This is a genomic window from Clostridium sp. CM039, from assembly GCF_055081075.1.
The window spans coordinates 2547543-2574440 of the sequence record NZ_CM143649.1 but is presented as its reverse complement, the minus strand read 5'-3'; the positions used below and the strand labels follow the sequence as shown (position 1 = coordinate 2574440).

27 protein-coding genes and 1 pseudogene are annotated in these 26898 nt (G+C 32.0%); 12 read left to right on the top strand and 16 right to left on the bottom strand.

The genetic code is table 11. The annotated features are described in order from the left end of the window. Positions 1-39: 39 nt before the first annotated feature. Complete coding sequence (locus tag ACWJJ2_RS11950; protein ID WP_462953333.1) at positions 40-1713, bottom strand: SulP family inorganic anion transporter; 1674 nt, start codon at positions 1711-1713, stop codon at positions 40-42. A 409-nt stretch (positions 1714-2122) separates the two neighbouring features. On the opposite strand from ACWJJ2_RS11950, the gene ACWJJ2_RS11945 reads away from it, so the two are divergent. The 3 genes from ACWJJ2_RS11945 (at position 2123) to ACWJJ2_RS11935 (ending at position 4903) form a co-directional block, all read left to right on the top strand. After that, positions 2123-3139 carry a MarR family transcriptional regulator gene (locus tag ACWJJ2_RS11945; protein WP_462953332.1) on the top strand — a complete coding sequence of 339 codons (1017 nt, stop codon included), beginning with the start codon at positions 2123-2125 and terminating at the stop codon, positions 3137-3139. A 320-nt stretch (positions 3140-3459) separates the two neighbouring features. Continuing rightward, positions 3460-4029, top strand: a complete 570-nt coding sequence (locus ACWJJ2_RS11940; RefSeq protein WP_462953331.1) for a LemA family protein — start codon at positions 3460-3462, stop codon at positions 4027-4029. 10 nt (positions 4030-4039) lie between these two features. After that, on the top strand, positions 4040-4903 hold the full coding sequence (locus ACWJJ2_RS11935; protein ID WP_462953330.1) for a TPM domain-containing protein: 864 nt from the start codon (positions 4040-4042) through the stop codon (positions 4901-4903). Between the two features lie 195 nt (positions 4904-5098). On the opposite strand, the gene ACWJJ2_RS11930 is transcribed toward ACWJJ2_RS11935, so the two are convergent. Next, on the bottom strand, positions 5099-5818 hold the full coding sequence (locus tag ACWJJ2_RS11930; protein WP_462953329.1) for an IS3 family transposase: 720 nt from the start codon (positions 5816-5818) through the stop codon (positions 5099-5101). 354 nt (positions 5819-6172) lie between these two features. On the opposite strand from ACWJJ2_RS11930, the gene ltrA (ACWJJ2_RS11925) reads away from it, so the two are divergent. Beyond that, positions 6173-7582 carry a group II intron reverse transcriptase/maturase gene (ltrA, locus tag ACWJJ2_RS11925; protein WP_462952630.1) on the top strand — a complete coding sequence of 470 codons (1410 nt, stop codon included), beginning with the start codon at positions 6173-6175 and terminating at the stop codon, positions 7580-7582. A gap of 248 nt (positions 7583-7830) precedes the next feature. Here ltrA (ACWJJ2_RS11925) and ACWJJ2_RS11920 read toward each other — a convergent pair whose 3' ends face one another. Further along, complete coding sequence (locus ACWJJ2_RS11920) at positions 7831-8097, bottom strand: helix-turn-helix domain-containing protein (RefSeq protein WP_462954342.1); 267 nt, start codon at positions 8095-8097, stop codon at positions 7831-7833. Between the two features lie 367 nt (positions 8098-8464). On the opposite strand from ACWJJ2_RS11920, the gene ACWJJ2_RS11915 reads away from it, so the two are divergent. Next, the gene (locus tag ACWJJ2_RS11915) at positions 8465-8686 is read left to right on the top strand and encodes an IS3 family transposase (RefSeq protein ID WP_462954341.1); all 222 of its coding nucleotides are present in this window, start codon (positions 8465-8467) and stop codon (positions 8684-8686) included. A gap of 783 nt (positions 8687-9469) precedes the next feature. On the opposite strand, the gene ACWJJ2_RS11910 is transcribed toward ACWJJ2_RS11915, so the two are convergent. The 4 genes from ACWJJ2_RS11910 to ACWJJ2_RS11895 form a co-directional block, all read right to left on the bottom strand. Further along, on the bottom strand, positions 9470-10213 hold the full coding sequence (locus ACWJJ2_RS11910) for an IS3 family transposase (protein ID WP_462953328.1): 744 nt from the start codon (positions 10211-10213) through the stop codon (positions 9470-9472). A 132-nt stretch (positions 10214-10345) separates the two neighbouring features. Next, on the bottom strand, positions 10346-12046 hold the full coding sequence (locus ACWJJ2_RS11905) for an ABC transporter ATP-binding protein (protein ID WP_462953327.1): 1701 nt from the start codon (positions 12044-12046) through the stop codon (positions 10346-10348). Positions 12047-12096: 50 nt separating this feature from the next. Further along, on the bottom strand, positions 12097-12363 hold the full coding sequence (locus tag ACWJJ2_RS11900; protein WP_462953326.1) for a thioesterase II family protein: 267 nt from the start codon (positions 12361-12363) through the stop codon (positions 12097-12099). 468 nt (positions 12364-12831) lie between these two features. Beyond that, positions 12832-13527 carry a 4'-phosphopantetheinyl transferase family protein gene (locus tag ACWJJ2_RS11895; protein WP_462953325.1) on the bottom strand — a complete coding sequence of 232 codons (696 nt, stop codon included), beginning with the start codon at positions 13525-13527 and terminating at the stop codon, positions 12832-12834. Positions 13528-14207: 680 nt separating this feature from the next. On the opposite strand from ACWJJ2_RS11895, the gene ACWJJ2_RS11890 reads away from it, so the two are divergent. Then, complete coding sequence (locus tag ACWJJ2_RS11890; protein WP_462953324.1) at positions 14208-14342, top strand: hypothetical protein; 135 nt, start codon at positions 14208-14210, stop codon at positions 14340-14342. 404 nt (positions 14343-14746) lie between these two features. Here the strand turns inward: ACWJJ2_RS11890 and ACWJJ2_RS11885 are convergent, their stop codons facing one another. The 5 genes from ACWJJ2_RS11885 to ACWJJ2_RS11865 all read right to left on the bottom strand — a co-directional run bounded on the left by ACWJJ2_RS11885 (position 14747) and on the right by ACWJJ2_RS11865 (position 19728). Beyond that, positions 14747-15421 (bottom strand): tyrosine-type recombinase/integrase, encoded by a 675-nt coding sequence (locus ACWJJ2_RS11885; protein ID WP_462954340.1) that lies wholly within the window; start codon positions 15419-15421, stop codon positions 14747-14749. Between the two features lie 216 nt (positions 15422-15637). Beyond that, entirely contained in the window at positions 15638-15817 is a 180-nt protein-coding gene (locus ACWJJ2_RS11880; protein ID WP_462953323.1) for a hypothetical protein, read from the bottom strand. A 361-nt stretch (positions 15818-16178) separates the two neighbouring features. Continuing rightward, entirely contained in the window at positions 16179-17024 is an 846-nt protein-coding gene (locus ACWJJ2_RS11875) for a group II intron maturase-specific domain-containing protein (RefSeq protein WP_462953322.1), read from the bottom strand. 140 nt (positions 17025-17164) lie between these two features. Next, a complete protein-coding gene (gene ltrA, locus ACWJJ2_RS11870; RefSeq protein WP_462953321.1) occupies positions 17165-18940 on the bottom strand; it encodes a group II intron reverse transcriptase/maturase in 1776 nt (591 codons plus the stop codon). Between the two features lie 551 nt (positions 18941-19491). Beyond that, complete coding sequence (locus ACWJJ2_RS11865; protein ID WP_462954339.1) at positions 19492-19728, bottom strand: reverse transcriptase domain-containing protein; 237 nt, start codon at positions 19726-19728, stop codon at positions 19492-19494. Between the two features lie 159 nt (positions 19729-19887). Here ACWJJ2_RS11865 and istA point away from each other — a divergent pair, with 159 nt between their 5' ends. Together istA and istB are read left to right on the top strand one after the other, a co-directional pair. Further along, positions 19888-21483: an IS21 family transposase gene (gene istA / locus ACWJJ2_RS11860; protein ID WP_462953320.1), complete on the top strand. Its 1596-nt coding sequence runs from the start codon at positions 19888-19890 to the stop codon at positions 21481-21483. Next, on the top strand, positions 21480-22244 hold the full coding sequence (gene istB, locus ACWJJ2_RS11855; RefSeq protein WP_258876041.1) for an IS21-like element helper ATPase IstB: 765 nt from the start codon (positions 21480-21482) through the stop codon (positions 22242-22244). Before istA ends, istB begins: the two co-directional genes overlap by 4 nt. 202 nt (positions 22245-22446) lie before the next feature. On the opposite strand, the gene ACWJJ2_RS11850 is transcribed toward istB, so the two are convergent. The 4 genes and pseudogenes from ACWJJ2_RS11850 to ACWJJ2_RS11835 form a co-directional block, all read right to left on the bottom strand. Continuing rightward, positions 22447-22707 carry a reverse transcriptase N-terminal domain-containing protein gene (locus ACWJJ2_RS11850; protein WP_462953319.1) on the bottom strand — a complete coding sequence of 87 codons (261 nt, stop codon included), beginning with the start codon at positions 22705-22707 and terminating at the stop codon, positions 22447-22449. A gap of 523 nt (positions 22708-23230) precedes the next feature. Continuing rightward, positions 23231-23467 carry a DDE-type integrase/transposase/recombinase gene (locus ACWJJ2_RS11845; RefSeq protein WP_462954338.1) on the bottom strand — a complete coding sequence of 79 codons (237 nt, stop codon included), beginning with the start codon at positions 23465-23467 and terminating at the stop codon, positions 23231-23233. A gap of 132 nt (positions 23468-23599) precedes the next feature. Continuing rightward, a pseudogene (locus tag ACWJJ2_RS11840) lies at positions 23600-23644 on the bottom strand (hypothetical protein); the annotation flags it as partial. A gap of 341 nt (positions 23645-23985) precedes the next feature. After that, on the bottom strand, positions 23986-24474 hold the full coding sequence (locus tag ACWJJ2_RS11835) for a helix-turn-helix domain-containing protein (RefSeq protein WP_462954337.1): 489 nt from the start codon (positions 24472-24474) through the stop codon (positions 23986-23988). A gap of 253 nt (positions 24475-24727) precedes the next feature. On the opposite strand from ACWJJ2_RS11835, the gene ACWJJ2_RS11830 reads away from it, so the two are divergent. From ACWJJ2_RS11830 to ACWJJ2_RS11815, 4 genes are all read left to right on the top strand, one after another. Next, positions 24728-25153, top strand: coding sequence for a transposase (locus ACWJJ2_RS11830; RefSeq protein ID WP_462954336.1), 426 nt, complete (start codon positions 24728-24730; stop codon positions 25151-25153). After that, entirely contained in the window at positions 25149-25793 is a 645-nt protein-coding gene (locus ACWJJ2_RS11825; RefSeq protein WP_462954335.1) for an IS3 family transposase, read from the top strand. Before ACWJJ2_RS11830 ends, ACWJJ2_RS11825 begins: the two co-directional genes overlap by 5 nt. Positions 25794-25821: 28 nt before the next feature. Continuing rightward, positions 25822-26031 carry an IS3 family transposase gene (locus ACWJJ2_RS11820; protein WP_462953318.1) on the top strand — a complete coding sequence of 70 codons (210 nt, stop codon included), beginning with the start codon at positions 25822-25824 and terminating at the stop codon, positions 26029-26031. A gap of 452 nt (positions 26032-26483) precedes the next feature. Further along, positions 26484-26852: an MFS transporter gene (locus tag ACWJJ2_RS11815; protein WP_462954334.1), complete on the top strand. Its 369-nt coding sequence runs from the start codon at positions 26484-26486 to the stop codon at positions 26850-26852. The last annotated feature ends 46 nt before the right edge of the window (positions 26853-26898 follow it).

Below are 26898 nucleotides of genomic sequence, written 5' to 3'. Positions count from 1 at the left end.
AATGTACTTTTTAGTATAGGTAAGATATCTCTTACTATTTTATAAAATTTGATGTTTTAATGAGACTTTAGGAGTTTTCAGTAGTAAATTAGCCCTAGCAATAGCTTCTTCAACATTACTGCAGAAATTTTCTTTTCCTAGAATATCTATAAACCCATATTTTTCAAGAACATTAGTAGGCTGTCCTTGAAGATTTAATATTATTAACTGAGTGTGATGTTTTGTGCAAAGGGAGTGAAGCATTTTTAAAGCGTGGTATCCCGTAGCATCTATAGCAGGTACATTGGGCATTTTTACAATTAATATTTTAGTAGGAATACCTATTTCTCTAATAGCATGTACAAATTTATCTGCTGCACCGAAAAAGAAAGGTCCATTAATTTCATATAGAGATACATTTTCTGGAGTCTTTATGCTATCTATAAGTTCTACTTGGTCTTCGTCTTTATGTTCATCTAGAACAAATCGTACGTCTGTAACATCTGCCATTCTTCTCATAAATAGCAATGATGCAAGAAGTAAGCCTACTCCTATAGCGATTACTAGATCGAGGAAGAGTGTCAAAAAAAAGGTAACTAAGAGCACTAAAGCATCACTTTTAGGAGCTTTAAATATTTGCTTAAAGGATTCCCATTCTCCCATATTGTACGACACTATAATTAATATTGCTGCCAAAGACGACATAGGTACAAGTTTTACATATGGCATAAATAATAAAAGTATTACGAGCAGTGCTAAAGCATGAACAATACCCGCAACAGGAGTTCTGCCACCGTTTTTTACATTAGCGGCAGTTCGTGCTATTGCACCAGTTACAGGAATGCCTCCCACAAGACCAGAACAAATATTAGCAAACCCTTGAGCTACAAGTTCCATATTAGATCGGTGTGAACCACCAATCATACCATCAGCGACTACTGCAGATAGTAAGGACTCTATACCACCTAAAATTGCAATTGTTAGAGCTGGAAGCATGAGTTCTTTTATCATACTAAAAGAAGTATGAGGAAGAGAAATACTGGGCAATGAACTTGAAATCTCACCAAACCGGCTTCCGATAGTTTCTATATTTAAATTAAATAAAAGGGTTAATATAGTGGCTATCACTATCGAGACAAGCGTCCCTGGAATTTTTTTATTTACTTTAGGCCAAAATATAATTATTAAAAGTGAAAGAATACCAATAATCATACTTTGCATGTTTAAAGTGTTTAAATTATTAAAGTAAGCAATCCATTTAGGAACAAAGTCTGAAGGCACGGTTTGCATGGTTAGCCCAAAGAAGTCTTTAATCTGAGTGGAGAAAATAATAATAGCGATACCGCTTGTAAATCCGGTGGTAATAGGGTAGGGAATAAATTTTAACATACCACCAAATTTAAGAAGTCCCATTATTATAAGAAAGATGCCTGCGAGTATTGTCGATACAATTAGGCCATCGATGCCATATTTTTCAACAATACCAAATACAATAACTACAAAAGCACCAGTAGGACCACCAATTTGAACCCTGCTTCCTCCAAGCAAAGAGATTACAAATCCGCCGACGATTGCTGTATAAATCCCTTTTTCGGGAGAGGCACCAGAAGCTATGGCAAGAGCGATAGATAAGGGGAGAGCAATAATAGCAACAATAATTCCAGCAACAAAATCTTTGATAAACTGCTCTTTAGAATAATTTTTTAAACAGGTAAATAGTTTTGGGACGAACATAATTTTCACTCCTCTATTTTAATTAGCATTCGAATATTAAAAATAACTATAAAAGAGTATTATTTTAATTAGCATTCGAATATTAAAAATAGATACATATGAGTACTACTTTACTCCAAATATAATTATTTTTAATATTATTATACTTGAATATTACTTTACTCCAAATATATTAGTTTTTGATATTAAAATTCTATAAACAACAAAACTGTATTTAGGTATACGTGATATTAAATACTGTATAACATATTTATTATATCATATTTTACACAAAAAAAATATATTTTGTTATAAGAGAAAATCCTTTTATTGATTTGGTATAACATTTTTGATACAATATTGAATGTTAGATAGGCGTGTGAAATAATAAATCCTATTAATGCTAAACTAACATATAAGGGGACATATTATGGAACAAAATGAGCATTTGTTTAATATACATTCGTTATATAATCTAGCGAGATATGCTTTTTTAAAAATTGAATCTAATTACGCAAGGATGGTAGAAACTTCAGGTATAACTTTGCCACAACTTAGAATTCTTTGGATTATCAAAGTGTTTCCAGGAATTTCACTTAGTAGCGTCGCAAGGATTGGATGCTGGACTTCGCCTACTGTTAGTAATATGATTAAAATTTTGATGAGTAAAAATTTGATATTTAAAGAAGAAGCTAATAATAAAAAGGCATATAAATTTCAATTAACAGAAAAGGGTAATTGGTTTATTTATATAAATAAACAGGATAAGAAAAAAAAGATCTATCTTTTTGACTTAATAGGATTATTTTCACATAAGGAATTAGATTTTATTATAGAAATTTTTACTGGAATTATAATAAAAGAAAACAAAGAGTTTATTTTTGATTATATTGAGAAGCTTAATGAAATGAATTTAAAGATTGATTTAACAGATTTTGATACAAATGAAGTTAGTATTATAAAAAAGACTATTAGTGTATATAATCTTTCAAGAACATTCATATTAACTATTAAAAGCAATCATAGTGAACCACTTAAGGAATTTAATGTAACTTATGCTCAGCTTAGAGCCTTGTGGATAATTGCTGCATTCCCAGGTATTACATCAAGTGAATTAAGTGAAATTAGCTTTTGGTCACCTTCTACAGTTCATGTAATAGTAAAGAATTTAAATAGTAAGCATTTTATTCATAAAGAAAAAGCTCTAATAAAAAATGCCTATTACTTAGATATATCTCAGCAAGGCGAAATGTTAATAATAGAAGATTATAACAAGAATCAAAAAACTTTACTAATCTTTGAAGAATTGAAAGAGATTAGTCCGCAGGATATTTTAAGGTTAAATTCTCTTTTAGTGAGAATGAATATTAGATTAGGAAATTACAAAACAGAAGAATACGTAAAAAAAACTTTTGCGTTTATTGAAAGTAGTGCATTGGGAGATTGAAAATTTAGACTCTGTTTAAGGAAGCTGTTGATAATTTAGTGAAATAAAGGAATCTATAATGGATTCCTTTATTTTATTAAATTTTACAATTGTTTGAAAATTATAAAAGGTTGTTACCTAAAGGATACATTTAAATAATATATTTTTGAAATAGTACATAATTTCAGAGAATAAATAGCAAAGTAGTATAGTACGCTTAATAAATTCATAAATTATTATATAAGGATAGATTTGCTTTAATAATTATATCTATTATAATTAGATACATCAAATAGTTGATAACTATTATATATTCTATAAAACAAAAAGGTGGTATAGAAATGAATAAAACATTAAGAACGATTGCAATTGTTGCAGCAATATTTCTAGTAATAACAATGCCCATTATTGGAGGTTACAACAAAATTGTAAGTTTAGAACAAAAGGTAAAAGTGACAGAAGGAAACATAGATACACAATTGCAAAGAAGGTCTGATTTAATTCCTAATTTGGTAGAAACGGTGAAAGGCTATGCTTCTCAGGAAAAAGATATATTTATAAAAATAGCAGATGCCAGAGCTAAACTTGCAGGAGCAAAAACGGTGCCAGAAAAAGCTCAAGCGGATAGCGAACTTGGAAGTGCGGTTTCAAGGCTTTTAGTAGTTGTAGAAAATTATCCGGATTTAAAATCTAGTCAGAATTTTAGGGATTTAACGGTAGCTCTAGAAGGTACAGAAAATAGAATAGGAACAGCGAGGCAGGATTATAACACAAATGTTTCAAGTTACAACAGCACAATTAAAAAATTCCCGACGAACATTATTGCAGGGATTTTTAGATTTGATGAAAAGGCATATTATAAGGCTAGTGAATCAGCTAAAGTAGTACCAAAAGTTGACTTTACTAAGTAGGAGATAGAATATGAAGACTTATTTAATGAAATTAATTAGGAAGATTCATAATTTTTCATCAAACATGATTACGAAAGCAAAAATCAGCACGAAAATTGTTTGTGTAGTTATGATAAGCGTATTTTTACTGAGTCAAGTAACAGTTATGAATATAGTGAATGCAGAGACCAAATATCCTAAAGCTACAGAATTAAAATATGTTAATGATTACGCTGGAGTGATAGATAGTAAATCTACAGAATATATTTTGTCAGTGGGTAAGGAATTAGAAGCTAAAACAGGTGCACAGGCTGCTGTTGTGGTTGTAGATTCGCTTCAGGGAGAGCCTATAGAATCTTATACTACTGGTATTTTTAGAAGCTTTGGTATTGGACAAAAGGATAAAAATAATGGGCTATTGATTTTATTATCAATGAAAGAGAAAAAGTGGAGAGTCGAGGTAGGAACAGGTCTAGAAGGTGCTGTTACGGATATATACTCCTCAAGAGTTATGAATGATTTTGCAGTGCCAAAATTTAAGCAAAATCAATATGGAGAGGGTCTTAGGGCAGCATATTCCACTTTAGCAGATAATATAGCTAAAGAATACAATGTAAAACTAGATAAGAACGTTAATGTTCCACAATATGTTGAAAGTTCAAATGTCTCTAAAAAGGGAAGTGGAATTGTAGCAATAGGATTTATTGTATTAATTTTTCTTGATTTTGTTCTTAATAGAGGAAGAATAACTAGATTTATTATTACATTGCTATTTTGGAGTTCAATCGGTAGACGAGGTGGCGGAAATGGTGGTGGCTTCGGAGGTTCCGGAGGTGGTTCTGGAGGCTTTGGAGGCGGTTCATCAAGTGGCGGAGGATCTTCTGGAGGTTGGTAATAAAATAATTTGGTGGAATTAAATATTAAAAAGCAGAAAAACAATGTGATATGCTCCCCTTAAAGTGAATTGAACCCCAAAAGTTGAACAAGATATTTCATGTATGGTACCAGTAGTTTAATGTAACTGCTGGTCGTTTTACGCTACTGATTTTCTATAATTAACTGGACTTAACCAATTGAAACTCTGTTTGATTCAATCATTGTTAGAGTATTTGATATAATGGATTAATTCCCTCTTTATTTCTTCCATTGATGTAAATTCCCTTATATACAATAGCTCAGTTTTTAAAATACTAAAAAAATTTTCTACTACTGCATTATCATGACAGTTTGCTTTACGTGACATACTTTGTTGAAGTCCTTTTGCTATTAATTTATTTCGATATGATTTTTGTTGATATTGCCAACCCTGATCCGAATGCAAAATAAGTCTCGTGTTATCGGGTAGCTTTCTAAAAGCTTGTTCCAATGTATGATTAATTTGCATCATATTTGCATGGTCATTAAGATCATAACTAATAATTTCACGATTATATAAATCCAGAATTACTGATAAGTATGTTTTTTGACCACAAAATGAAATTTGACTGATATCCGTTACCCATTTTTGATTAGGTTTGTTCGCTTTAAAATTCCTGTTTAATATGTTAGGTGCAATTTTCCCAACATGACCCTTATAAGAGTTATATTTCTTTATTCTTACACAACAAAACAGTCCCAGAGAATTCATTAATTTTAGTACTGTCTTATGATTAATTGTATATCCGAATTTGTGTAACTCTGCTGTAATACGTCTGTAACCATATCTTTTTTGATTCTTACCAAAGATTTCTATAATCTTTGGCTTTATTGTGCGCCCGGCATGGGCGCAATCTAATGGGTGAAAGTCCCTAGCACGGGTTAATAGTGCCAAGTGCATAGCTTAAGACAAGGGTGTCCATCGTGAGATGGAATCTGAAGGAAGTTGGCGGCCAAACTCCGGTCTGACGAACAGAAACTACATATAAGGCATATGCTTGTGGGTAAGTTTGCAATACAAAACGAAGCCCAAAACTATTCGAAACAAGTGGTGTAAATGTAGCAGATAGATGGAGTGAAAGATTGCGTTCTTACCCGGGGAGATCTGATAGGTAAGTTGTGGATATGAATTTAGAAATAACAACCCATACAGTGATGTATGGCTGAACTATCAGAAGTCAGCAGACGTCATAGTACCATGCAAAACGCGTTAGCGTGGGAAGGACTGAACAATAGGAGGTTTGGAATTTTGAAGGATACGAGAAAATATGATAAAAGCAGACAACTTCATAAAGAAGGCTCTCTACGAGAGAATAGAGTGGAACTCGAAGGTAATGTAGAAGTGCATAGTATTTCCTCTATGTCAGAAGAAGGAAGAAACGATGTGAATGAATATGATAATGGTTTACTCGAGCAGATATTATCGAGAGATAATATGAATAAAGCATATAAAAGAGTAAAAGCCAATAAAGGAAGTCATGGGATTGATGGTTTGACAGTAGATGAACTTCTACATTATCTAAAAGAGCATGGACAAGAATTAAGGCAATCATTATTAGAAAGTAGATATAGACCTCTAGCCGTAAGAAGGGTAGAAATACCAAAACCTGACGGTGGAATTAGGCTACTTGGAATACCTACTGTATTAGATAGAGTTATTCAACAAGCGATATCACAAACTCTAATACCAATATATGAAAAGAAATTTTCTGATAATAGTTACGGTTTTAGACCTTTAAGAAGTGGAAAACAAGCTGTTGAAAAATGTAGGGGATATATTAATGCTGGACATACATGGACGGTGAATATAGACCTTTCTAAATACTTTGATACGATAAATCATGATAAATTAATAAGGATACTATCGGAAGATATTAAAGATAGTAGAGTAATTTCTCTGATACGAAAGTATCTACAAAGTGGAGTGATGATAAATGGGGTATTTATGAATACAGAAGAAGGAGCACCTCAAGGCGGGCCTTTGTCCCCATTATTAAGTAACGTAATGTTACATGAACTCGATGTAGAACTAACAAAACGAGGACTAAACTTTTGTAGATATGCTGATGATGCGAATATATACGTCAAAAGTGAGAAATCAGCAAATAGAGTAATGAAGAGTATTACGAGATTTATTGAGGAAAAGTTAAAGCTTAGAGTGAATAAAGAAAAGAGTACAGTAGATAGACCTTGGAAACTTAAATTTTTAGGATTTTCATTTTACCGAGCAAAAGGTGAATACAGAATGAGAGTTCCTCAAAAACCTATAATCAAATTCAAAGCAAAGCTAAAAGAATTAACTTCAAGAAGTAATGCGATGAGCATGAAATATAGGTTTATGAAACTTAAGCAAGTGATAGTTGGATGGATAAATTATTTTGCTATTGCAGACATTAAAAGTATTCTTAAAACACTTGATGAATGGTTAAGGCGAAGAATTAGAATGTGTTTTTGGAAACAATGGAAAAAGATTAAAACAAAATATGGGAACCTTGTTAAATTAGGAATACCAAACAATAAAGCTTTGCAATATGCAAATACAAGGAAAGGCTATTGGAGAACATCCAATAGCCCTATATTAAACAAAACATTGACCAATAAATACCTTAAAAATATAGGATTAGTTTCTATATCTGAGACATATTTATTAAAACATTAATTTCTATTGAACCGCCGTGTACCGAACGGTATGCACGGTGGTGTGAGAGGTCGCTAAATAAATTAATTATTTAGCTCCTACTCGATTCTTCATACCTATCTAGTCTGTTCATTCGTTTTATATAATAATAGTAAACACTGTGTGGAATTCGTGCTATATCTAAAAGCAGCGTGATTGTGTATTTATGCCTTAATTCATAGATTACTGTTACCTTTTCTTTGGTGCTTGTCTGGATTGAATTAAGGAATTCAATTTTTTGTGTATTCTAGCTCCGCACGAAGACGCTCGTTTTCATTGTAAAGAGCTCTCTCCGTTTTTGTTTGCAAATCGCTTAGTTTTAAATTTTCACAAGCACTGATTATATACTTTATAGGTTCTCCTTTTTTTCGACCACGATGATCTATAGCTAAAAATTCTTTGCCGTTTTCAATATATAGTCTTTTCCATCTAAGAACTAAAGATTCATCAAGATTATATTTAGAACATACCTCATGTTTTGAAAGACCACTATTTATTAATTCTTCTGCAACCTTTATGCGAAAGTCACCTGTATATTTATTCCGTTTCCCATTACGAGGTACAAGCGCACCGTTGCCATGTAATTCCTGAATTTTTTCCCAGCCTCGTATTGTTTGGGGAGCGACATCATATTTTCTTGCTAACCATTGCGTGATCCATTATTAGCTTTCTTCCATTCATCAAGTATTTCTAAACGTTTTTCAAGCGTGTATTTTACTTTCAAAAAAATCACCCCTTCTATAAACAATTATAATACTTTGTCCAATAAAAGGGGTTCAATTCAGTGCAAGTCCAATAATACATAGTGATCGTAGATATCAATACACTTCCCATGGATTTAAAAATAAATTGGCTGATGCAGAAATGACGCATAGCATGTCACGAGTAGGAAAGTGTATCGACAATGGATCAATGGAAGGCTTTTGGAGAATTCTCAGGTGTGAAAAGTACTACTTGCACAAATATAATGCATATGAAGATCTTTTTAATGCAATTGATGAATATATCATCTTCTACAATACCAAGAGACTACAAAAAAAATTAAACGGCCTTAGCCTCCTGCAATTTAGGGCTTTAGCCGCTTAAGTCAATTTTATTATTTGACCTGTCTACTTGACAGGGGGCAGTTCAGAATGATATTACTCTTTTGGTACATTTTGTTTATTTGTCTATTTTTTCTGGTATAGATCGCAATAGGGTGCAGTTCACAATACAGGACTCATATTTTAGTATTGGTATAGGTCATTTTTTAGAACTGTCTAGTTTATGGGTTACAGTTCAGTGTTTTCTGCTTTTTAATATTTAGAAATAATCACTATGAAAGCTTATGAGTTTTATGGTAAGTTTTTATTTCTAATTTTTTTACTCTGTTTTAATGACATTTCAGAAGGAAAGTCTCTCACTTTTATAGTTGGAAGTTCCATACTATAACAAAGAGAAAACTTCAGTGGGAGTATAAATATCCTTCTGAAGTCGTCAATTCATCTTCTTCGAAGCTGTGCAGCTCCGAAGGAGATGATTTAATGTGGCAATAATGATTTTAGCAATATTCTTAATAAGAAGTATAATTTATTAGGATTTAATAAACTTCAATACTTCTTTGAAAGAGGTATAAAAGTAATAATACTTGATATACCTTTAGTAAGTACATAAGATAACAAACTGGACTACGCTATAATAATATGCTTATTAACTTCTTATCTTATATAGCAGACAAGGAGAGGGAAAAACTAGCATTATCATAAGGACAGCCCTTGTTACTAAAAGAGTGAGTTACTATTTACAGGCTGTTAAGAGAGATTTTTTGAATTCTAAGCTTGTGTATTGTCAACCAAGATCACTATAAAGTATTAAGGGTTTAGTAGGTTTTTATAGCGTCAAGGCATTTTTGACGGCTTTTAATGCCAATTTCGTATCTATATATTTAGACATAGAATGGCCTAGTATTTTTCTGGTGTGAAAGTCCATTACTGAGGCTAGGTAACTCCAACCATATTTAATCGTATATATGTAAGTTATATCAGTTACCCATTTTTCATTTATTGTACTTGTGGTGAAATCTCTTTTTAATATATTTTCTTTTTCCACAACTTTGTTTTTGGATGAAGTTGGTCTATATTTTTTAATAATTATAGATTTTATACCCAGCTTGGTCATTATTCTCTGCGTCCTTTTCAAACTAATATTTATACTGAATTCTTGAAGGGCTTTATTAATTTTCGGGGATCCATAACGCTTTTTACTTTCAATCATTTGGTTTTCTAATTCACGCTTGCATGGCTTCTTACTTAGATGCTTGTAATATGAACTCCTGGAGACCTTTAGGAGTTTGCACATGATTTTAATACCATGCTCCTTCTTATTATTAGTAATGAAATCAAATATCCAGGTTATTTCCTTGCGAATATGGCAGTGGCTTTTTTTATATTTCATTTTCCTCTTCAAGTATTGCCACTTTTTTAACATTTTCTGATATTCTGCTGTAGTTATAGTTTTATCTTTATCTACAGCTATTGGTTTTAATTTATTTATCCATACTGTTACTGTTGATTTTGCTATGCCATATTCGCGACTTAAATCTGCCAAGGACTTTCCAGGATGATATAGTTCCACCAAAGCATTTTTAAATTCATAAGTATATTATTTTTTACTGCTTACCATTGGAGACAATTCTCTTCAACTCTTATTTTATACCGTTTGAGTTTTCGTGTCGACAATACTATACTAACACTACTCATTGCATTATCACATTTCTGACACATTATATAAAGAATAAAATTGTCCGCGTTTTTCTAATAATTCATCAAAGCTACCCATCTCTGTTACTTTTCCATTTCCCATCATAATGATTGCATCATATTGCCTAAGTAGCTCTTCATTTAATTTATGTGTTATAACAACTTTTGTTATCCCTTCAAACTGAAGAATCTCTTTTTCAACCATGGTTGCGGTAGTATTATCTAGTGAAGCCATTGCCTCGTCCATCATTAAGATTGGCGTTTCTTTTAATAAGCACCTTGCTATTGAAATGCGCTGTCGTTCGCCGCCAGAAAGCTTGCTTCCATTTTCACCGCACATATAGTCAATCCCCTTCGCCTGAATAAGCGCAACTAGACCTGACCTTTCAACTGCAAGCCGCACCTTATCTTCACTAAACTTTTTATACATGGTAATGTTTTCTTCAATCGTTCCATCAAATATAAATACGTTCTGCTGGATGATAGATAGTAAATCGTATAAACTTTCCGACTTTATATCATTTATATTGACTCCATCAATCGTTATATCCCCTTGAAACTCAGGATAATAATCAAGCATCAACTGAAGCAGTGTAGATTTTCCACTTCCACTAACACCTGCAATTACATAACTTTTCCCCTTTTCAATGAGTAGATTCAAGTCAGAAATAACAGGATTTCCTTCTTGATAGCCAAATGCCACATTTTGAAATCGAATTTCATTTTTAAACTCAGATAGTTCTACTTCACCACCTCTTCCCACATCTTCTTCAATCTGGTTTTCAATCTTAGCAATCAACTTATTTGCTGCACCAATTTTACTAAGTAATGTAGGGATTTCTTGTATTGGACCTATTACATAGTTAAGAAGCTGTATAAATGCTATAATCGTGCCTATGGTCATAATTCCACGAAGACAAAACACTGCCCCTACTGCAAATACTACAAATAGTACAACTGTTCCGGCCATGCCTGATAAAATGCCAATCGTATCTTCTGAACCTTTTCTCTTCTTTTTTATTTCTTCAAGTCCTTTATTTGTTTTGTCAAACACTATCTGGATTTCATTCTCTGCCTTAAAACTCTTTATTACTGAAAAGCCTGAAACCATATCCTTAACACAACCAATAAATCCTTCATTACTATCCGAAAGTTCTTTTTCAGCTTTAATTACACGGTTTCCAAATATTACAGATACTATCACTGGAAATAAAGATGCAACTACTACACATAAAAACAGTATAGGATTTAGTACAAGCATAACGCCCATACCACCAATTAATAAAGAAAATTGCTTCACTAATGATATGCTGGCTTCGATATAGTTGGTTTCAATTGATTTAACATCATTACTCAGTGCAGAAATATATTTGCTTGTAGCACTTTGATTAAATGCATTAACATTTTTACAAAGCATTCTTTCAAAAACAAATTTTTTATAACCCATCAATGCCTTATAATAAAACATGTTTCTGAAATGTTTTTCAATAAAGCCAACAATTACATTAAGTACAACAAATATTACACCACTTATTAACATTCGTATTAGATCATCCATCGTGCCTTTCGTTGCTACATTTATTAAATTCATCAATAGAATTGCTACATATACATTAAATGCCATAAGAACTATTGACAATATTACTGTAGCTACAAAATATAGCTTATTGTTTTTATAAAACTGTGCTTTATAAACTGATTTTTTCATTCTTATCCACTACCTTCTCGTTCTTAGATTTATATTTCCTGCTTTCTCTTTCATCTGATATACTTTATATGATTTTTTTCAGCCAAAGTAGCATTTATAATACTAGTTATATTTTCAATATTGTTATTTATAAAAAAATGATTTCCCTCAAAGCTATAAACTTTGAAACATTTACACACATGATTTTTCCAAGCTAATATCTCTTCCAAATTAATAGAATCTTGTTTTCCATTTAAAATTGAAACAGCACACTCAATTTTATCTTCTCTTTCTTTATAGTTATAGGTTTCTAAAATCTTAAAGTCACTTCTAATCATGGAAAGATATATTTGAAGTAACTATTTGTTCTTCATCAACTCTTCCGGGGTTGCACCAATCTCCATTACTTTTTTCATAAAATCATAATCTGGCAAATCATATGTGTTTTCTCCTTTTTTTATTATACTTGGTGATCCGTATCCTGAAAAAATATATGTTTTGGTTTTCTAAGATTTAACTCACTTAATTTATAATAGAATTCATAAGCTAAGAGACTTCCCATTCTATGTCCATATATGGACATAGCATCATTTATTATTTTTTCTTTAATATTTTCAAATATATCATCAACTGCTTCTTCTAAACTTTCATAGAAAAATTCACTAAATTTTTTCCCTCTTCATTTTAACTCTATTAGAACTACTTGAATTGAAGGATTTAAGTTGCTTTTCCATTTATAATATATGCTTTCTGATCATCCTGCATATGGCAAACAAAATAATTTCATTATTAATTTCACCCCATTATTAATCTAGTTTGTAATACTCATCAATTAAAAGAAACTGATCTATCTTTATTATGTCATTTGGAATGGCCTTATTTAATGAACAAATAGCCATTTTATAACCTGCTTCGATATCAAATTTCTTAAATACATGCTCGTTATATTGATTATTAATAATCATTTTAATATTCTGATATTTATCTATATCAATAGAAAATGATTTTAATGGTATTGATAAACCTTGTCCACAATATTTAATGTAACTTTCTTTCAATGTCCATATTTCATAAAATTTACTTAATTGAATACCTAAATCCGCTTTAACAATATAATTGAATTCACCCACAGAGAAAAAGTTTTTAGCTAGCTCTTCATATTCAATATGATTTACAGCTTCAATATCAATTCCTATTGGTTTATCATCAATTGCACATACCACAAAATCCCCAGAATGAGATATGTTAAAATTGAATTTGGGATGCCCTTTCAAATATGGCTTCCCATATTGATTTTTCTCAAACTTTATATGTTTATTTCCAATATTCAATTCTTCAGCAATTATAGTTCGTATCAATATTTCCCCAATTAATGTTCTAACCTTATCTTTTTTATTAATAAATTTTTCAATCCTATATCTTTTCTCTGAATCAATCAATAAAGAGATATTATCGAGTTTTTCTTCGCTAATATCTAAAGTCTTGACAGTATAAATTTTCATAAATCGCCCCATTATACATTTTTATTTATATCTAATATCCCTCATGTTTTTGTTGCAAAATTCATTTCACTTACATAATACTTCTTTTAATGGCGTTTTTATGTAATAACCTGTATGAATATTACATAATTTTTCGACAAATAATTCTATTCTAAGTATTTAATGTTATATTATGCTTATTAAAAAGAAGTTTTCGCAATTCTTATAGTTTAATTTTATTGTTTCACAAAACTTTAATTTGTGCATTATTCTGCAAACTATTTTCTTCCCATATAGAAAACTAAATAGTATATAGGAGGATGTGAAAAACTCCAAGTTTATTAGGAAAAAGAGGATCAACCTCTAACCTACTCATTATCACTCTGCTAAAGGCGTGTTATAGTAAGAACAAAAGGGTGATAAAATTGCTAAGAAAAAGACATAATCTTTATCGGGGGTTCTACACCTAAAACCCCGTAATTTTTGATGATACAATTTTTGCGGATTTATTCTAAAACTAAATCTGAAATTATTTTATCCAAATCAATTGCTTTTGATTATTATATTTTGATATTTTTCAAGTATTATTGATAATAACGCAGAATTGCAATAAATAATATTATTAGCAATCCCCTGTGCTAAGATAGTTGTCGTAGGTAATAATATATGATATTCTCGAACAGAGGAGAGAGGATTATTTTATGCCAAGACAAATAAATAAATATATTAAAGAAGAAAAGGACGGCTTAGTGGCAAGGTTGTTTCCACCAGAAAACATTTCTGTAGGAATTCTATCAAATGAAACAAGTATAAGTAAATCTACTTTAGTTACCTAGAAGAAAAAGGCAGAGGAATTCAATGGAAATATTAAGCCAAAAAGAAGATTAACTCCAAATGATAAATTTTTAATAGTCAGGGAGACGTACAACATGACTGAGATAGCGTTAGCAAGATATTGCAGAGAATAATGACTATATTATGATGAAGTAAAAAAATGGTCTAGTATTTGCGTGAATACAAATAATAACGCGGGTGATACTGTTGATATAAAAGAGTTAAAAGCATTTAAGACTGAGGATTCAAAACTGATCACGCCTCTTGAAAAAAACTTAAAATAAAAGAAAAAGCCTTAGCAGAAGCTGCTGCTCTACTGATCCTTAGAAAAAAGTCACAAGCGATCTTAATGGAAAACGTGGAAGAATAGTAAATCGCTCTAATCGCAGTAAAGTAGTTAATTTAATTAAGGAATCAAGGTAACCTGGTGCAAGGCTTTATGAATTGAAATATTCCCTACATTACAGTAAACTTTCTTATGAGAGGCACTGGAATGGCCTGATAATTTTATATACGGAGCTTTGCTACGCAGAAAAACATATGGTTCTTGGGATTCCGGTCTACCGTGTAACAGGTAATCAATTATTGCATTACCTGTATCCGCTAGCAAAGGAATTGTTAGAGCATATCCAGTTTTTTGTTGAATTATCTCAATTGTATTTGCTCGCCACTTAATATTTTTAAGTTTCAAATTAACTATATCACCAGCCCTTAAATCAAGCCTCAAAGCAAGTAATAATATAGCGTAGCTACGTTTGCCAGCCACGGTTTGGCAGTTAATTGTTGCAAGAAGTTTGTCTTCTTCCTTAAAAGTAACCATTGGAATCATGGTTGTTTTTCTTGCGAATATGGTTGGAATTGAATGTGATAAGTCGGTCGTAGTAATTTGCACTGAATTAAGAAACGCCAGAAATGGTCGAAGGGCTGAGAGACCTGTTCCCATGCTTGAAGCTTGGTAATAATTTGAAAGATACGGTATGAATTTGCTTACATTACCAAGCTCCAATTCGGATAAATGGTTAATTTTTTCATCTTTTAAATAACTCAAGAACTTTTTACAGATAGTTCTTCGTTGTTCAATAGTTCCCTGTCCATAGCCTTTGAGTTTTAACTGATTAATATAATTGTTTAAGACAGAAATATTTTCAGATGACTTTAAACTTATTTTACTCCATAAAGGTAAAATGGCTCATTTAACAACACTAGATTCATAACATTGCATTAGCATAGTTACGGTTTTTGGAATGAGTTTAAATTTCCATTGGGCTGTAGTCCCAGTTTCGTACTTTTGGTGATTTTACATTACATATTGATTGGCCAATTCATTTGAAAATTGTGGTGTACCATGTTTTTCAAAGTAATTACAAAGCCCTCTCCAAGCGTAGTTGTATTGCCATCGTGTCGATTGACTGTGTTTAAAAGACTTGATTTCATTCCTCGTTTTATCAATTAAATCAATAAGTGATATTTCTTTCATTAAGATGACCTCCATAATATATTCCAGATAACTATCTGGTATTATAATTATGGGTTGAATTTAAGAATCTCAATCAGTAAAAATATTATCCCGAAGTTTTAACTTATGAATACTGTATGTATAGCCTGATATCGTAAATATAGCATTATTCATAGATAAATTCGGGATAAGTAAATTATCGGGATAATCGATACATTTATCTACTCGGGACATACTATGTGTCATTTCGGCAGCAGCCGATTTTTCTTTGAATCCATGTGAGGTATAATCGATTAAGAAAAAGGGATTGCTCCCTTTCCCTCATCTAAGAACCGTACGTGAGAGTTTCCCGCTCATACGGCTCAAGCATTTCTTCACCTTTTCAGGCGGCAACAAGCGCATGCAGTTTCATCTTTCTTTGGTCAAAATAGTCCTTGCCCAAGAACGGTGTTTTTGAAATCTGCAGTTTTGGGTGTCTAACAATTTTAATCCGCCTCAAATTAATTAGACTGTAATCGTCCGTCGTGAAAAGCCATCTTTTTACGTTTTTTTCATGCCAGTATTTATTTAACCGCCACCATTGGTTCTTATTAGGGTGTCTGTGTTTTTCCCATTGCTGTAATAGGTGATAAAGGGTGTTATTAATATATGAAAAAGCTTTGCTAGCAACAACGTGTTTGTGATAATTTGTCCAACCTCTTATGACTTGATTAAGCCTTCGTATTAAATCAGATTGAGTGCTAGCTTTTCCCTCTTTAAGAATTATTGTGGAGCATTTTCTAATTATGTTTTTAATGGAGCTTTTAGAAGGTTTAACTATTAATTTCTCTTTGGATTTCTTAAATGTCCAGCCAAGAAAGTCAAATCCTTTGTCAATATGTGTAATCATAGTCTTTTCTTCTGATAGTGTGAGCCCTCTTGATTGAAGGAATTGACTAACGGTAGTTTTAAGTTCTTCGGCAACTTCTTTTGAGTTTGCAGTGATAACAAAGTCATCCGCATATCGAATTAGATTCACTTTAGTTTTGGCTCTGTAGTGATTCTCTATTTTACCTTTTGAATTTCTGTGGTATTTGTCTTGAATCACTTTTTCTAGTCCATCTAATGTCATATTTGCATATACACTAGAGATAGCTCCACCTTGTGGCGAGCCTGTTTCTGTCGGAAATAGTTTTTCTTCATATACATATCCTGATTTTAGGAACTGCTTCATAATGCTTTTATCCATTTGTATATTGTCTTGCAACCATTCATGGTTGATGTTATGTCGGGTAAGAGTGGAGCATTACTGCTCCCTACTCCCCTTGGAACCGTACTTATATGTTTCCATATATACGGCTCGAGCATGCTTTCATCCGAGACTTCTGTTCAAATTATTCCTGCAAGTTTCTTATTCAGTATACTTTTGTGGCAGTCAAATATTTGCTTTTTATTTGGTTCTGTTAATGTGCTAGAAAAGTAATTACTATACTCTTCATCACAGCTTTTGTGTACCAGTTGTATATTTTTATATTCATTAGTACCACCAAATATTTTAGGTATTTTATAGTGAGTTACCAGGATTTCTTTTCCATTTGTAATATCTTTTTTACATAAAGGGCATAAGTATTTCTGTTTTTTAGCTAATTTTTGTCTCGATTTAATATTATTTTTATCGAATTCTTTAGTCTTTCTCTTTTGAAAATAATCATTAAGTCTTTCATCAAAAGGAGTAAAGTCATGCTTTATAAGTACATGTCTGACAATCGGCGTCCACTTCATTTTAGTTAACTGTCTGCCTGTAATCGGGTCTGTAAGTATCCATTTATCCTTACTTTGTCCTGCTATATCCGGTTTGAAATATTGACTCTTTTTCCATTTATTACTTTTCTTTGGATGCAACCTATTAAGGAATCGTCTGGTTTTTATCCATAGATAATTATCTATATCGCCAAAGATTTCTTTAGCTACTTGTGTATTCCAATAATTGGCTGTTCCTATAACAACAGGATTAAGCTTTCTAATTAAATCTCCTACATTATTTCCAGTACACTCTTTAAATTTATCTGATATTTTACTTTTTAGAGTTTTAATACTCTTTTGGGATGGTTTAATTAGGAGTTTGGTTTTATTTCCGTTTTTATATGTTCTAATATTAAAGCCTAAAAAGTCAAATCCCTCTGCCACATTTGTTATTTTCGTTTTTTCTTCTGCAAGTTCTAAACCTCTTGCATTTAAGTAACCGGATAATGAATTATATACATTTTCTGCATCTTCTTTTGTATAGCACATAATTACAAAATCATCAGCATAAACAGATAGTGTATATTTCCCTCTATTTTCATACTTAATAACGCCGGTAGCAGTCTGTGTTGTTTTGTACTTGACGCCAAGAGCCTTTCCCATTCCATTAAGTGCAATATTAGCAAGTAACGGTGACGCAATCGAGCCTTGAGGTGTTCCATTATCTGTTTCATTGAAAATATTGTTATCAACATAGCCTGCTTTCAGCCAGTTATAAATGATTTCATTAGCTGGAAATGTTCCTATTTGTTCCATGATGTAGTCATGATTTAACGTTCCAAAACAGTTCTTAAAATCACCCTCAAATATCCATTGTCTCTTTTTCCTCGCCAAGGAAAGATAAATTCTCAGGATGGCGTCTTGACAACTTCTTTGAGGTCTAAATCCATACATAGTGGGTTCAAAACGAACTTCCCATTGAGGTTCTAATGATATTTTAACAATATTTTGATATACTCTATCAATGATTGTGGGAATACCTAAAGGTCGTAACTTGCCATTTTTTTTCTTTATGTAAACTCGATATGCTGGTTTAGGTTTGTGTAAATATATACTCATTTTTTGCATTTTTACATAGAGGTTATATCTTGCTTTTGAATTCAATGCTACAAATCCATCCACACCAGCTGTTTTTTTTCCTTTATTAGATTGAGTAACTCGTTTAATTGATAGTAACAAAGCACCTTGACTGTGAATAAGTAACCTTTGTAAGTCTCTTACTTTTCTTTTTTGTCCAAGTTTTTCGGCATGATATATTCGTTGTTGTAATTTCCCTACATATTTTTCAATGGATTTCCAGTCAAACTGTTGCCATTGATTATTAGTGTTAGATAATGCGGACTTCTGTTTAGAAGCATTCATCGACTGTTACCTCCCTTTTGGACATTACTTTACGCTTTATATCATGTTGCATACCTGTTTAGAAATTCAGCTCTCTTTCGAGTGTGAAAAAAAAATCACTATCCCTCCAGTTATTTCCTTTCCTGTTGTCTTTCGACTTAAGGGCATTTGCTTATTTCAACATCCTTTACCCACTGTGGAAATTAGGCTTTCCTTGCGGAAGGCTTACCATTTTTATGGACCACATTGGGCTTACCAAGTTTGACTTCTGTCAGACACGAATGGGTTAGGTCTTCCTTATATGCCGGTAGATATATGGGTTGATGCCTATATGCACTTCGATACATATTTTCCTATCTACATCAATAGCAAATATATCCCAACTATTGTCAAAGGTTTCGACACTTTATACAGAATTCATTTGCATTAACCATACCATTCTTCCCTTAACCAACTTTGTCTCGGATACTAGACATTGATTAGGTATTTCCTCATGCAACCCACAAAGGAATTACTGCCCTTGCAGTTTCAGATAGGGATATCCTTTCAACTAGGATAGGATATAGGATTAACTATATCCACTGACAATTGCGGAAGAAGTCACTTCTTGTCGCACCAAAGCAACCTTTAATATCACCTTCAAGTATCCATGTCGGAGAGCATTTTCTAGCTAATACACAAAATATTTGCTCACAAGCATCTTTTGCACTTCTTCCACGACGGAATCCAAAGGAAATAGAATCGCCCTTTGTCTCTGCGATTGGTTCAAGTGCTAGTGCATATAAGGTTTGCATTGCTCTATCATATATTGTTGGTATACCTAATGGACGTTTTTGATTTTTGCCTTTCTTTGCAATATATACTCGTTGTATATGTTAATCTAAAACTACCCCACAATTCTAATTGAAATATCCCCCACCTTACAGTAAACTTTCTTATGAGATGCATCATAAGAGGGGGAAATGGAGATGATTAAATTGAGCGAAAAACAACACATCATAATATCGGCACATCTAAACGGAAAGTCTCAAAGGTCCATAGCTAGAGAGACTGGAATTGATAGAAAAACCATTAGTAAATATGTTAAAGAATACGAAGTGGCAAGACAAGAAATTTTGAATTTTAATGGAGGAATTGATGATATAAGAGAACTTCAGGACAGTATTGTTGAGAAACCTAAATACAATTGCATAAATAGAAAAAAGAAAAAATTAACCGATGAAATTATAAATAAGATAAAGGGGTATATTGAAGAAAACCAGCAAAAACGGCATGCCGGGAGGCATAAGCAGCAAAAAAAGAAAATTGATATATATGAAGCGTTAAAAGAAGACGATTACGATATAAGTTATCCAACTGTGAGTAACTATATAAATAAATTACTTGAGAATGGAGCCGAGGCATTTATAAAATCAGAATATGAGCTTGGGGATATTTGTGAATTTGATTGGGGGGAAGTAAAGTTAACTATTAATGCTGTGGATAGAACATTTCAAATGGCTGTATTTACATCTGCAAAAGGGAATTATAGATATGCACAGTTATTTGCTAAACAAAATTCAGAGTGTTTTCAAGAAGCTCATGCTTTGTTTTTTGAACATATAGGACAAGTATATAGAACAATCGTTTATGATAACATGAGAGTTGCAGTTAAAAAATTTGTAGGACCTACTGAGAAAGAACCTACGGATGCATTGCTTAAAATGTCCATGTATTATGGCTTTGATTTTAGGTTTTGCAATACTCGAGCTGGAAATGAAAAAGGTCATGTCGAGCGAAGTGTAGAGGTAGTACGACGTAAGTCTTTTTGTAAAAATGATAGTTTTAAATCATTAGAAGAAGCTAATAAATATCTGATGGAAACATGCGATAAATTGAATAGCCAACCACATAAAATAAAAAATATGAAGACTGCAAAAGAAATTCTTAATGAGGAAAGACAACATATGGGGCCTTATATTGCAAAACTTGACACTGCTAGGATAGAAGAACCTAGAGTGGATAAATATTCGACATTCTCAGTGAATACCTGTCGGTATTCTGTACCTGATATATATGTTGGAAAAAGAATATTCATAAAAATATATTCCAATGACATTGTTTGCTTTAGTGAGGGTAAAAAAATAGCTTCCCATGAAAGGAAGTTAGGATTTTATGAATGGTCTATTAAGCTTGAACATTATCTTAATACCTTTAAAAGAAAGCCAGGATCATTAGCTTCAAGCACTGCAATGCTACAAGCAGACCCTAGGATTCAAAACATCTATGATACCTATTATAACAAAAAAGAGAAAGATTTTATAGAATTACTTTTATTTATAGGTAAAAGTAATATCTCTAAGGTCCTAAATGCAATAAATTTATTAAATAAAATAAATCCTACGGATATAACAACCGAAAAAATAAAGTCTATTTGTAATAGAGATTATACTAATTTTATCGAAAATAATGTTATCCAACTAAATTCAACTGTTGAATTTGAACCTAACGGTTTACTAGATGTGTATAAATCTTTAATACCAATATCAACGGAAGATTTTAATAATGAGGTGGCTATAATATGATAAATAAGAAGAAATTATATAAAGATATTGAAGAATTAGCAATAGATCTTAAACTTGCAGGTATAAAAAACAACTTTGAGGTGGGTGCGAAAGATGCTTGCATTAATGACATAAGCTATGAAGAATTTCTTTACAAATTATTGGAAAAAGAATCTGTTTTAAGAAGTGAAAGTAGTAAACAAAATAGAATTAGAATAGCAAAGTTTCCTTATAAAAAATATATCGAAGATCTTGTAGTTGAAGATTTACCAGTTGATGCTAAAAAGAAATTAAAGACGTTAAGTTCACTTGAATTTATTAGTACAGGACAAAATGTAATTTTAGCTGGAAATCCTGGGACAGGCAAGACCCACATGAGTATTGGCCTTGGAATAAAAGCTTGTTTAGCTGGCTATAAAGTTCTTTTTATTACGGTATCATCGCTTATCACCCAATTAAAAGAAAGTCGTTCTCAGAAAGTATTAAGAGCATTTGAAAATAAATTTGATAAATATGATTTAATTATTGCTGATGAATTGGGATATATTTCTTATGATAAAGAAGGTTCAGAACTTTTATTTAGTCACTTATCATTAAGAGCAGGTAGAAAATCAACTATAGTAACCACAAATTTATCCTTTGAAAGGTGGAATGAGATATTTAAAGACCCTATTATGACCGCTGCAATGATCGATAGACTTACGCATAAGGCATATATAGTAAATATGAATGGTAACTCCTACAGATTAAAGGAAACTAAAGAATGGCTCGCAAAACAATAATAAAATTTCCCTTCACTATATAATTAATTTGGAGGGAATATTATTTTTTTTACAATTTTTGGTGGAGGAGTTTTGGGTTAGAATATGGGGGAGTTTTCACTTGACAAATACACTCGTCTTAAAGGTTTTGCTTTATAGTTTTTATCAGTGAGAGAAAGCACTGCTTTCATCTTTGAAGCAGTGGTAGACCATAGTTTCTTATCTACTCCTGGTGTGTTTTCCCTTTATTTGTCATTACTTTTCTTACAGCGTAAGCTTTAGCCGAAAAAGAGTGGGTTAATAGATATTGTAATCTTTTGGCTTTATTGTTATCTCCGTTTACTGTTGCCTTAGCGATTCGGGTTTGTAGTCTATTAACATCGTTTTCAACTTGTTTCCAATCAATAGTTTCCCATTGAAAGGCAAGTGATTTGGCGTCTTTTAGTCTCTCGGTTTTATCCGTCGTTGAATTACTAAAATTCATAAATATATAATCCTTTCCTGCTAAGAAATACCATAGGATAAGTCTGCACCCTTTCGGGTTAGGGCAAAGTTTGAACCCCTATCTGTTTTCGTTACAAAATCAACATTCGCTTTTTATCCTTTTCTTCTGCCCTCTATGTCGTTTCGCCCCTTGCGGTTAGATACCTCTTGGTAGAGGAACATATAGGGTTTACCAAGTTCCACGCAATATATAATTGTGAGTGCCTTAGGAGTCATCTTTAAACCGGGAGTTCTTTATCCATTCGCATTGGTTTACCAGTCCGCCTTTGCTAGACTCCTTACCATTTTGGTTAAAGCGTTTCAGCCTATTTCGCTTTCTCCGCGTAACGATTCCTACAATGATTCACTTTACGTTCTCCATAGCATTCTACTCTAGCAGTTGTCCCAATTTAGGCTATTCGAACTTCCACATTGTCTCGTGAGCTTTCTAACCCGAGCGTTACCATTCACGCTAGTCACAATAGAGTTACCCCGAATGGATAGGGTAGTCTTTCGACAATATATTACGCGACTTCTTGTCGCACCTGGTAGCCGCGATCACTATGTATCATTGAACTAGCACCAGGGGAAGCCTCTAGAGCCATATCTATGGTCTTAAATACAAGGTCATTATTGTTAGAATGTCCAAGTACATATCCAACAATAGATTTATCGTGAAGATCTAGTATAGCGCTCAGATATGCTTTTGGGGAATTACCATACTTAAATTCAGTTACATCTGTAAGCCGATTCTGATTCAATTTATCGGCAGTAAATTCTCGTTTTAGAATGTTTTCTTCTACATACTGTGAATTAGATTTAATATAACGTTTTCGTTTCCTCCGAATAACAGATTGCAACCCTGAAATTCTCATAAGTCGATAGATACGTTTGTAGTTAAAACTTTGACCTAACCTTCGATTCAAGTTTAGTGTCATTTTCCGATAACCGTAAATTCCGTCTACCTCTGCATAGAGTTAAATAATCTGCGTCGTCAACATCTTATTTTCAGTCTATAGAACAGACTATTTACTATTTAACCACTTATAGTATGAAGAGCGCGGAATCATTGCTACCTCACATAATAATAAAATAGAGAACTTCCCTTTTTCATGAAGTTGTGAGATTGCAATATACTTATTTTCATGTCCTATATAGCTTAATATCGCCCCTTTTCTATCTCCGCCAATTTTTTTAAAAATGTATTCTCTGCTCTTAATTTCTTATTTTGTTCTTCCGGTATTTTCATTGAGAGCCTAGTTCTGTCTTCAGGCGTTAGTTACTCTTCAAGCTTCTTCCTGACTCGTTTATCCGTCAGAGCATTTTCACTACCAGATTCATATCTTTTAACCCAGTGATATACTTGCTGGTAGGACGCTTTATAAATCTCAGCAGCTTGTTGATAGTCGTTGCTTTGAGCAATACAGTACAATGCAATTTCAATTCTTTCTTTCCAAGAAGTAACTCTTCCCTTAGTCATAGATTGTCTCATTCCTTTCGTAACTGCCTTTATTTCTCTATGACCATTATACTTGGTTATCCATTTTCTTAATACTAATCTATCTGTTAATTCATATTTTTTTATTACCTCACTCTGTGAAAATTTTCTTGATATATAGTCTTTTGCAGCCAGCCCTTTTAATTCATTTGAATATTTTTTACATGTTCTCGATTCTTTTAATCCATCTATTCCATATTTGCTATACTTATATTCCCAATCGTAAAAAGCATACTCACTAATACTAAATTTAGTGAAAGTTTCCTGCATTGCCACATATCTATTCTCATACGCATCTAAGATTTTACGCTTTCCTCTGTTGTATATTTAGCCCTTTTAGACATAAAAATGCTCGCCTTTCTAGTAGAGATTTTTATTATTTAATCTGTCTACTTTGAATTGAACCCCTTTTATTGGACAAAGTATTATAATTGTTTATAGAAGGGGTGATTTTTTTGAAAGTAAAATACACGCTTGAAAAACGTTTAGAAATACTTGATGAATGGAAGAAAGCTAATAATGGATCACGCAATGGTTAGCAAGAAAATATGATGTCGCTCCCCAAACAATACGAGGCTGGGAAAAAATTCAGGAATTACATGGCAACGGTGCGCTTGTACCTCGTAATGGGAAACGGAATAAATATACAGGTGACTTTCGCATAAAGGTTGCAGAAGAATTAATAAATAGTGGTCTTTCAAAACATGAGGTATGTTCTAAATATAATCTTGATGAATCTTTAGTTCTTAGATGGAAAAGACTATATATTGAAAACGGCAAAGAATTTTTAGCTATAGATCATCGTGGTCGAAAAAAAGGAGAACCTATAAAGTATATAATCAGTGCTTGTGAAAATTTAAAACTAAGCGATTTGCAAACAAAAACGGAGAGAGCTCTTTACAATGAAAACGAGCGTCTTCGTGCGGAGCTAGAATACACAAAAAATTGAATTCCTTAATTCAATCCAGACAAGCACCAAAGAAAAGGTAACAGTAATCTATGAATTAAGGCATAAATACACAATCACGCTGCTTTTAGATATAGCACGAATTCCACACAGTGTTTACTATTATTATATAAAACGAATGAACAGACTAGATAGGTATGAAGAAATAAAGCCAAAGATTATAGAAACTTTGGTAAGAATCAAAAAAAGATATGGTTACAGACGTATTACAGCAGAGTTACACAAATTCGGATATACAATTAATCATAAGACAGTACTAAAATTAATGAATTCTCTGGGACTGTTTTGTTGTGTAAGAATAAAGAAATATAACTCTTATAAGGGTCATGTTGGGAAAATTGCACCTAACATATTAAACAGGAATTTTAAAGCGAACAAACCTAATCAAAAATGGGTAACGGATATCAGTGAAATTTCATTTTGTGGTCAAAAAACATACTTATCAGTAATTCTGGACTTATATAATCGTGAAATTATTAGTTATGATCTTAATGACCATGCAAATATGATGCAAATTAATCATACATTGGAACAAGCTTTTAGAAAGCTACCCGATAACACGAGACTTATTTTTGCATTCGGATCAGGGTTGGCAATATCAACAAAAATCATATCGAAATAAATTAATAGCAAAAGGAATTCAACAAAGTATGTCACGTAAAGCAAACTGTCATGATAATGCAGTAGTAGAAATTTTTTTTAGTATTTTAAAAACTGAGCTATTGTATATAAGGGAATTTACATCAATAGAAGAAATAAAGAGGGAATTAATCCATTATATCAAATACTATAACAATGATCGAATCAAACAGAGTTTGAATTGGTTAAGTCCAGTTAATTATAGAAAATCAGTAGCGTAAAACGACCAGCAGTTACATTAAACTACTGGTACCATACATGAAATATCTTGTTCAACTTTTGGGGTTCAATTCACTTTAAGGGGAGCATATCACTATAGGGTACATTATATTATTATAAGTGTTTTTTAAGAAAAGTTATTTAGCGGAAAGTATTGCATGTGGTCGGGAGATGAGTTATAAGCTTAAAGTCATAATATTAATTTTTTTTATTGAAATTTACAATATTTTCATTTATAATAGAAATTACAACATAATCTTTATATGTTTAAAAATGCTATTACTTCAAAACATTATATAATTTTAGACTTTATTTACTAATCTTAACTTTTTGATTTATATTTTAAGACAAATAACGCTTAATTTTTCGATTATCTTTAAGTTTATTTAATTTTGCACATTAAAAAATAAAAGGAATCAGATTTATATGAATTTTGTAATTTTGAAACAAAAAAATTTCCGTACTACTTTTAGCTAAATTTATTTCATTATTAGGGGCTAGTATTCAAACTTTTGCTTTATCCCTGTATGTAATGAAGAGTACAGGTTCTTCAACTATTTTTGCTATAATTTTAATTGCCGGTTTACTCCCGCAATTATTATTATCTCCGATTAATGGAGTCTTTTCTGATTGGTTTGATAGGAAAAAAATTATTATCTATTTAGACATAATCGCCGGGTTGGTAGTATGTATATTTACATGTTTTTACTTTTTTCGCGGAAAACTATCGTTGTTAGACTGCTACATGCTTGTAATAACACTTTCTGTTATATCTTCATTGTATCAACCTTGTACAGGGGGCCATAACTACTTTTATCATTAATAAAAAAGATTTAATTTATGCCAATGGAATTAACTCCATGACTTTT

What these genes read in the sequence shown, in the direction of transcription:
- istB (WP_258876041.1), top strand. Translation starts at nt 21,480, where the DNA reads ATGATAAATAAGAAGAAATTATATAAAGATATTGAAGAATTAGCAATA.
- ACWJJ2_RS11835 (WP_462954337.1), bottom strand. Translation starts at nt 24,474, where the DNA reads ATGCAGGAAACTTTCACTAAATTTAGTATTAGTGAGTATGCTTTTTAC.
- ACWJJ2_RS11900 (WP_462953326.1), bottom strand. Translation starts at nt 12,363, where the DNA reads ATGATTAGAAGTGACTTTAAGATTTTAGAAACCTATAACTATAAAGAA.
- ACWJJ2_RS11820 (WP_462953318.1), top strand. Translation starts at nt 25,822, where the DNA reads ATGTCACGTAAAGCAAACTGTCATGATAATGCAGTAGTAGAAATTTTT.
- istA (WP_462953320.1), top strand. Translation starts at nt 19,888, where the DNA reads ATGATTAAATTGAGCGAAAAACAACACATCATAATATCGGCACATCTA.
- ACWJJ2_RS11880 (WP_462953323.1), bottom strand. Translation starts at nt 15,817, where the DNA reads ATGAAAGAAATATCACTTATTGATTTAATTGATAAAACGAGGAATGAA.
- ACWJJ2_RS11945 (WP_462953332.1), top strand. Translation starts at nt 2,123, where the DNA reads ATGGAACAAAATGAGCATTTGTTTAATATACATTCGTTATATAATCTA.
- ACWJJ2_RS11895 (WP_462953325.1), bottom strand. Translation starts at nt 13,527, where the DNA reads ATGAAAATTTATACTGTCAAGACTTTAGATATTAGCGAAGAAAAACTC.
- ACWJJ2_RS11850 (WP_462953319.1), bottom strand. Translation starts at nt 22,707, where the DNA reads ATGAATTTTAGTAATTCAACGACGGATAAAACCGAGAGACTAAAAGAC.
- ltrA (WP_462953321.1), bottom strand. Translation starts at nt 18,940, where the DNA reads ATGAATGCTTCTAAACAGAAGTCCGCATTATCTAACACTAATAATCAA.
- ACWJJ2_RS11905 (WP_462953327.1), bottom strand. Translation starts at nt 12,046, where the DNA reads ATGAAAAAATCAGTTTATAAAGCACAGTTTTATAAAAACAATAAGCTA.
- ACWJJ2_RS11940 (WP_462953331.1), top strand. Translation starts at nt 3,460, where the DNA reads ATGAATAAAACATTAAGAACGATTGCAATTGTTGCAGCAATATTTCTA.
- ACWJJ2_RS11935 (WP_462953330.1), top strand. Translation starts at nt 4,040, where the DNA reads ATGAAGACTTATTTAATGAAATTAATTAGGAAGATTCATAATTTTTCA.
- ACWJJ2_RS11875 (WP_462953322.1), bottom strand. Translation starts at nt 17,024, where the DNA reads ATGGATAAAAGCATTATGAAGCAGTTCCTAAAATCAGGATATGTATAT.
- ACWJJ2_RS11915 (WP_462954341.1), top strand. Translation starts at nt 8,465, where the DNA reads ATGACGCATAGCATGTCACGAGTAGGAAAGTGTATCGACAATGGATCA.
- ACWJJ2_RS11890 (WP_462953324.1), top strand. Translation starts at nt 14,208, where the DNA reads ATGCCAAGACAAATAAATAAATATATTAAAGAAGAAAAGGACGGCTTA.
- ACWJJ2_RS11950 (WP_462953333.1), bottom strand. Translation starts at nt 1,713, where the DNA reads ATGTTCGTCCCAAAACTATTTACCTGTTTAAAAAATTATTCTAAAGAG.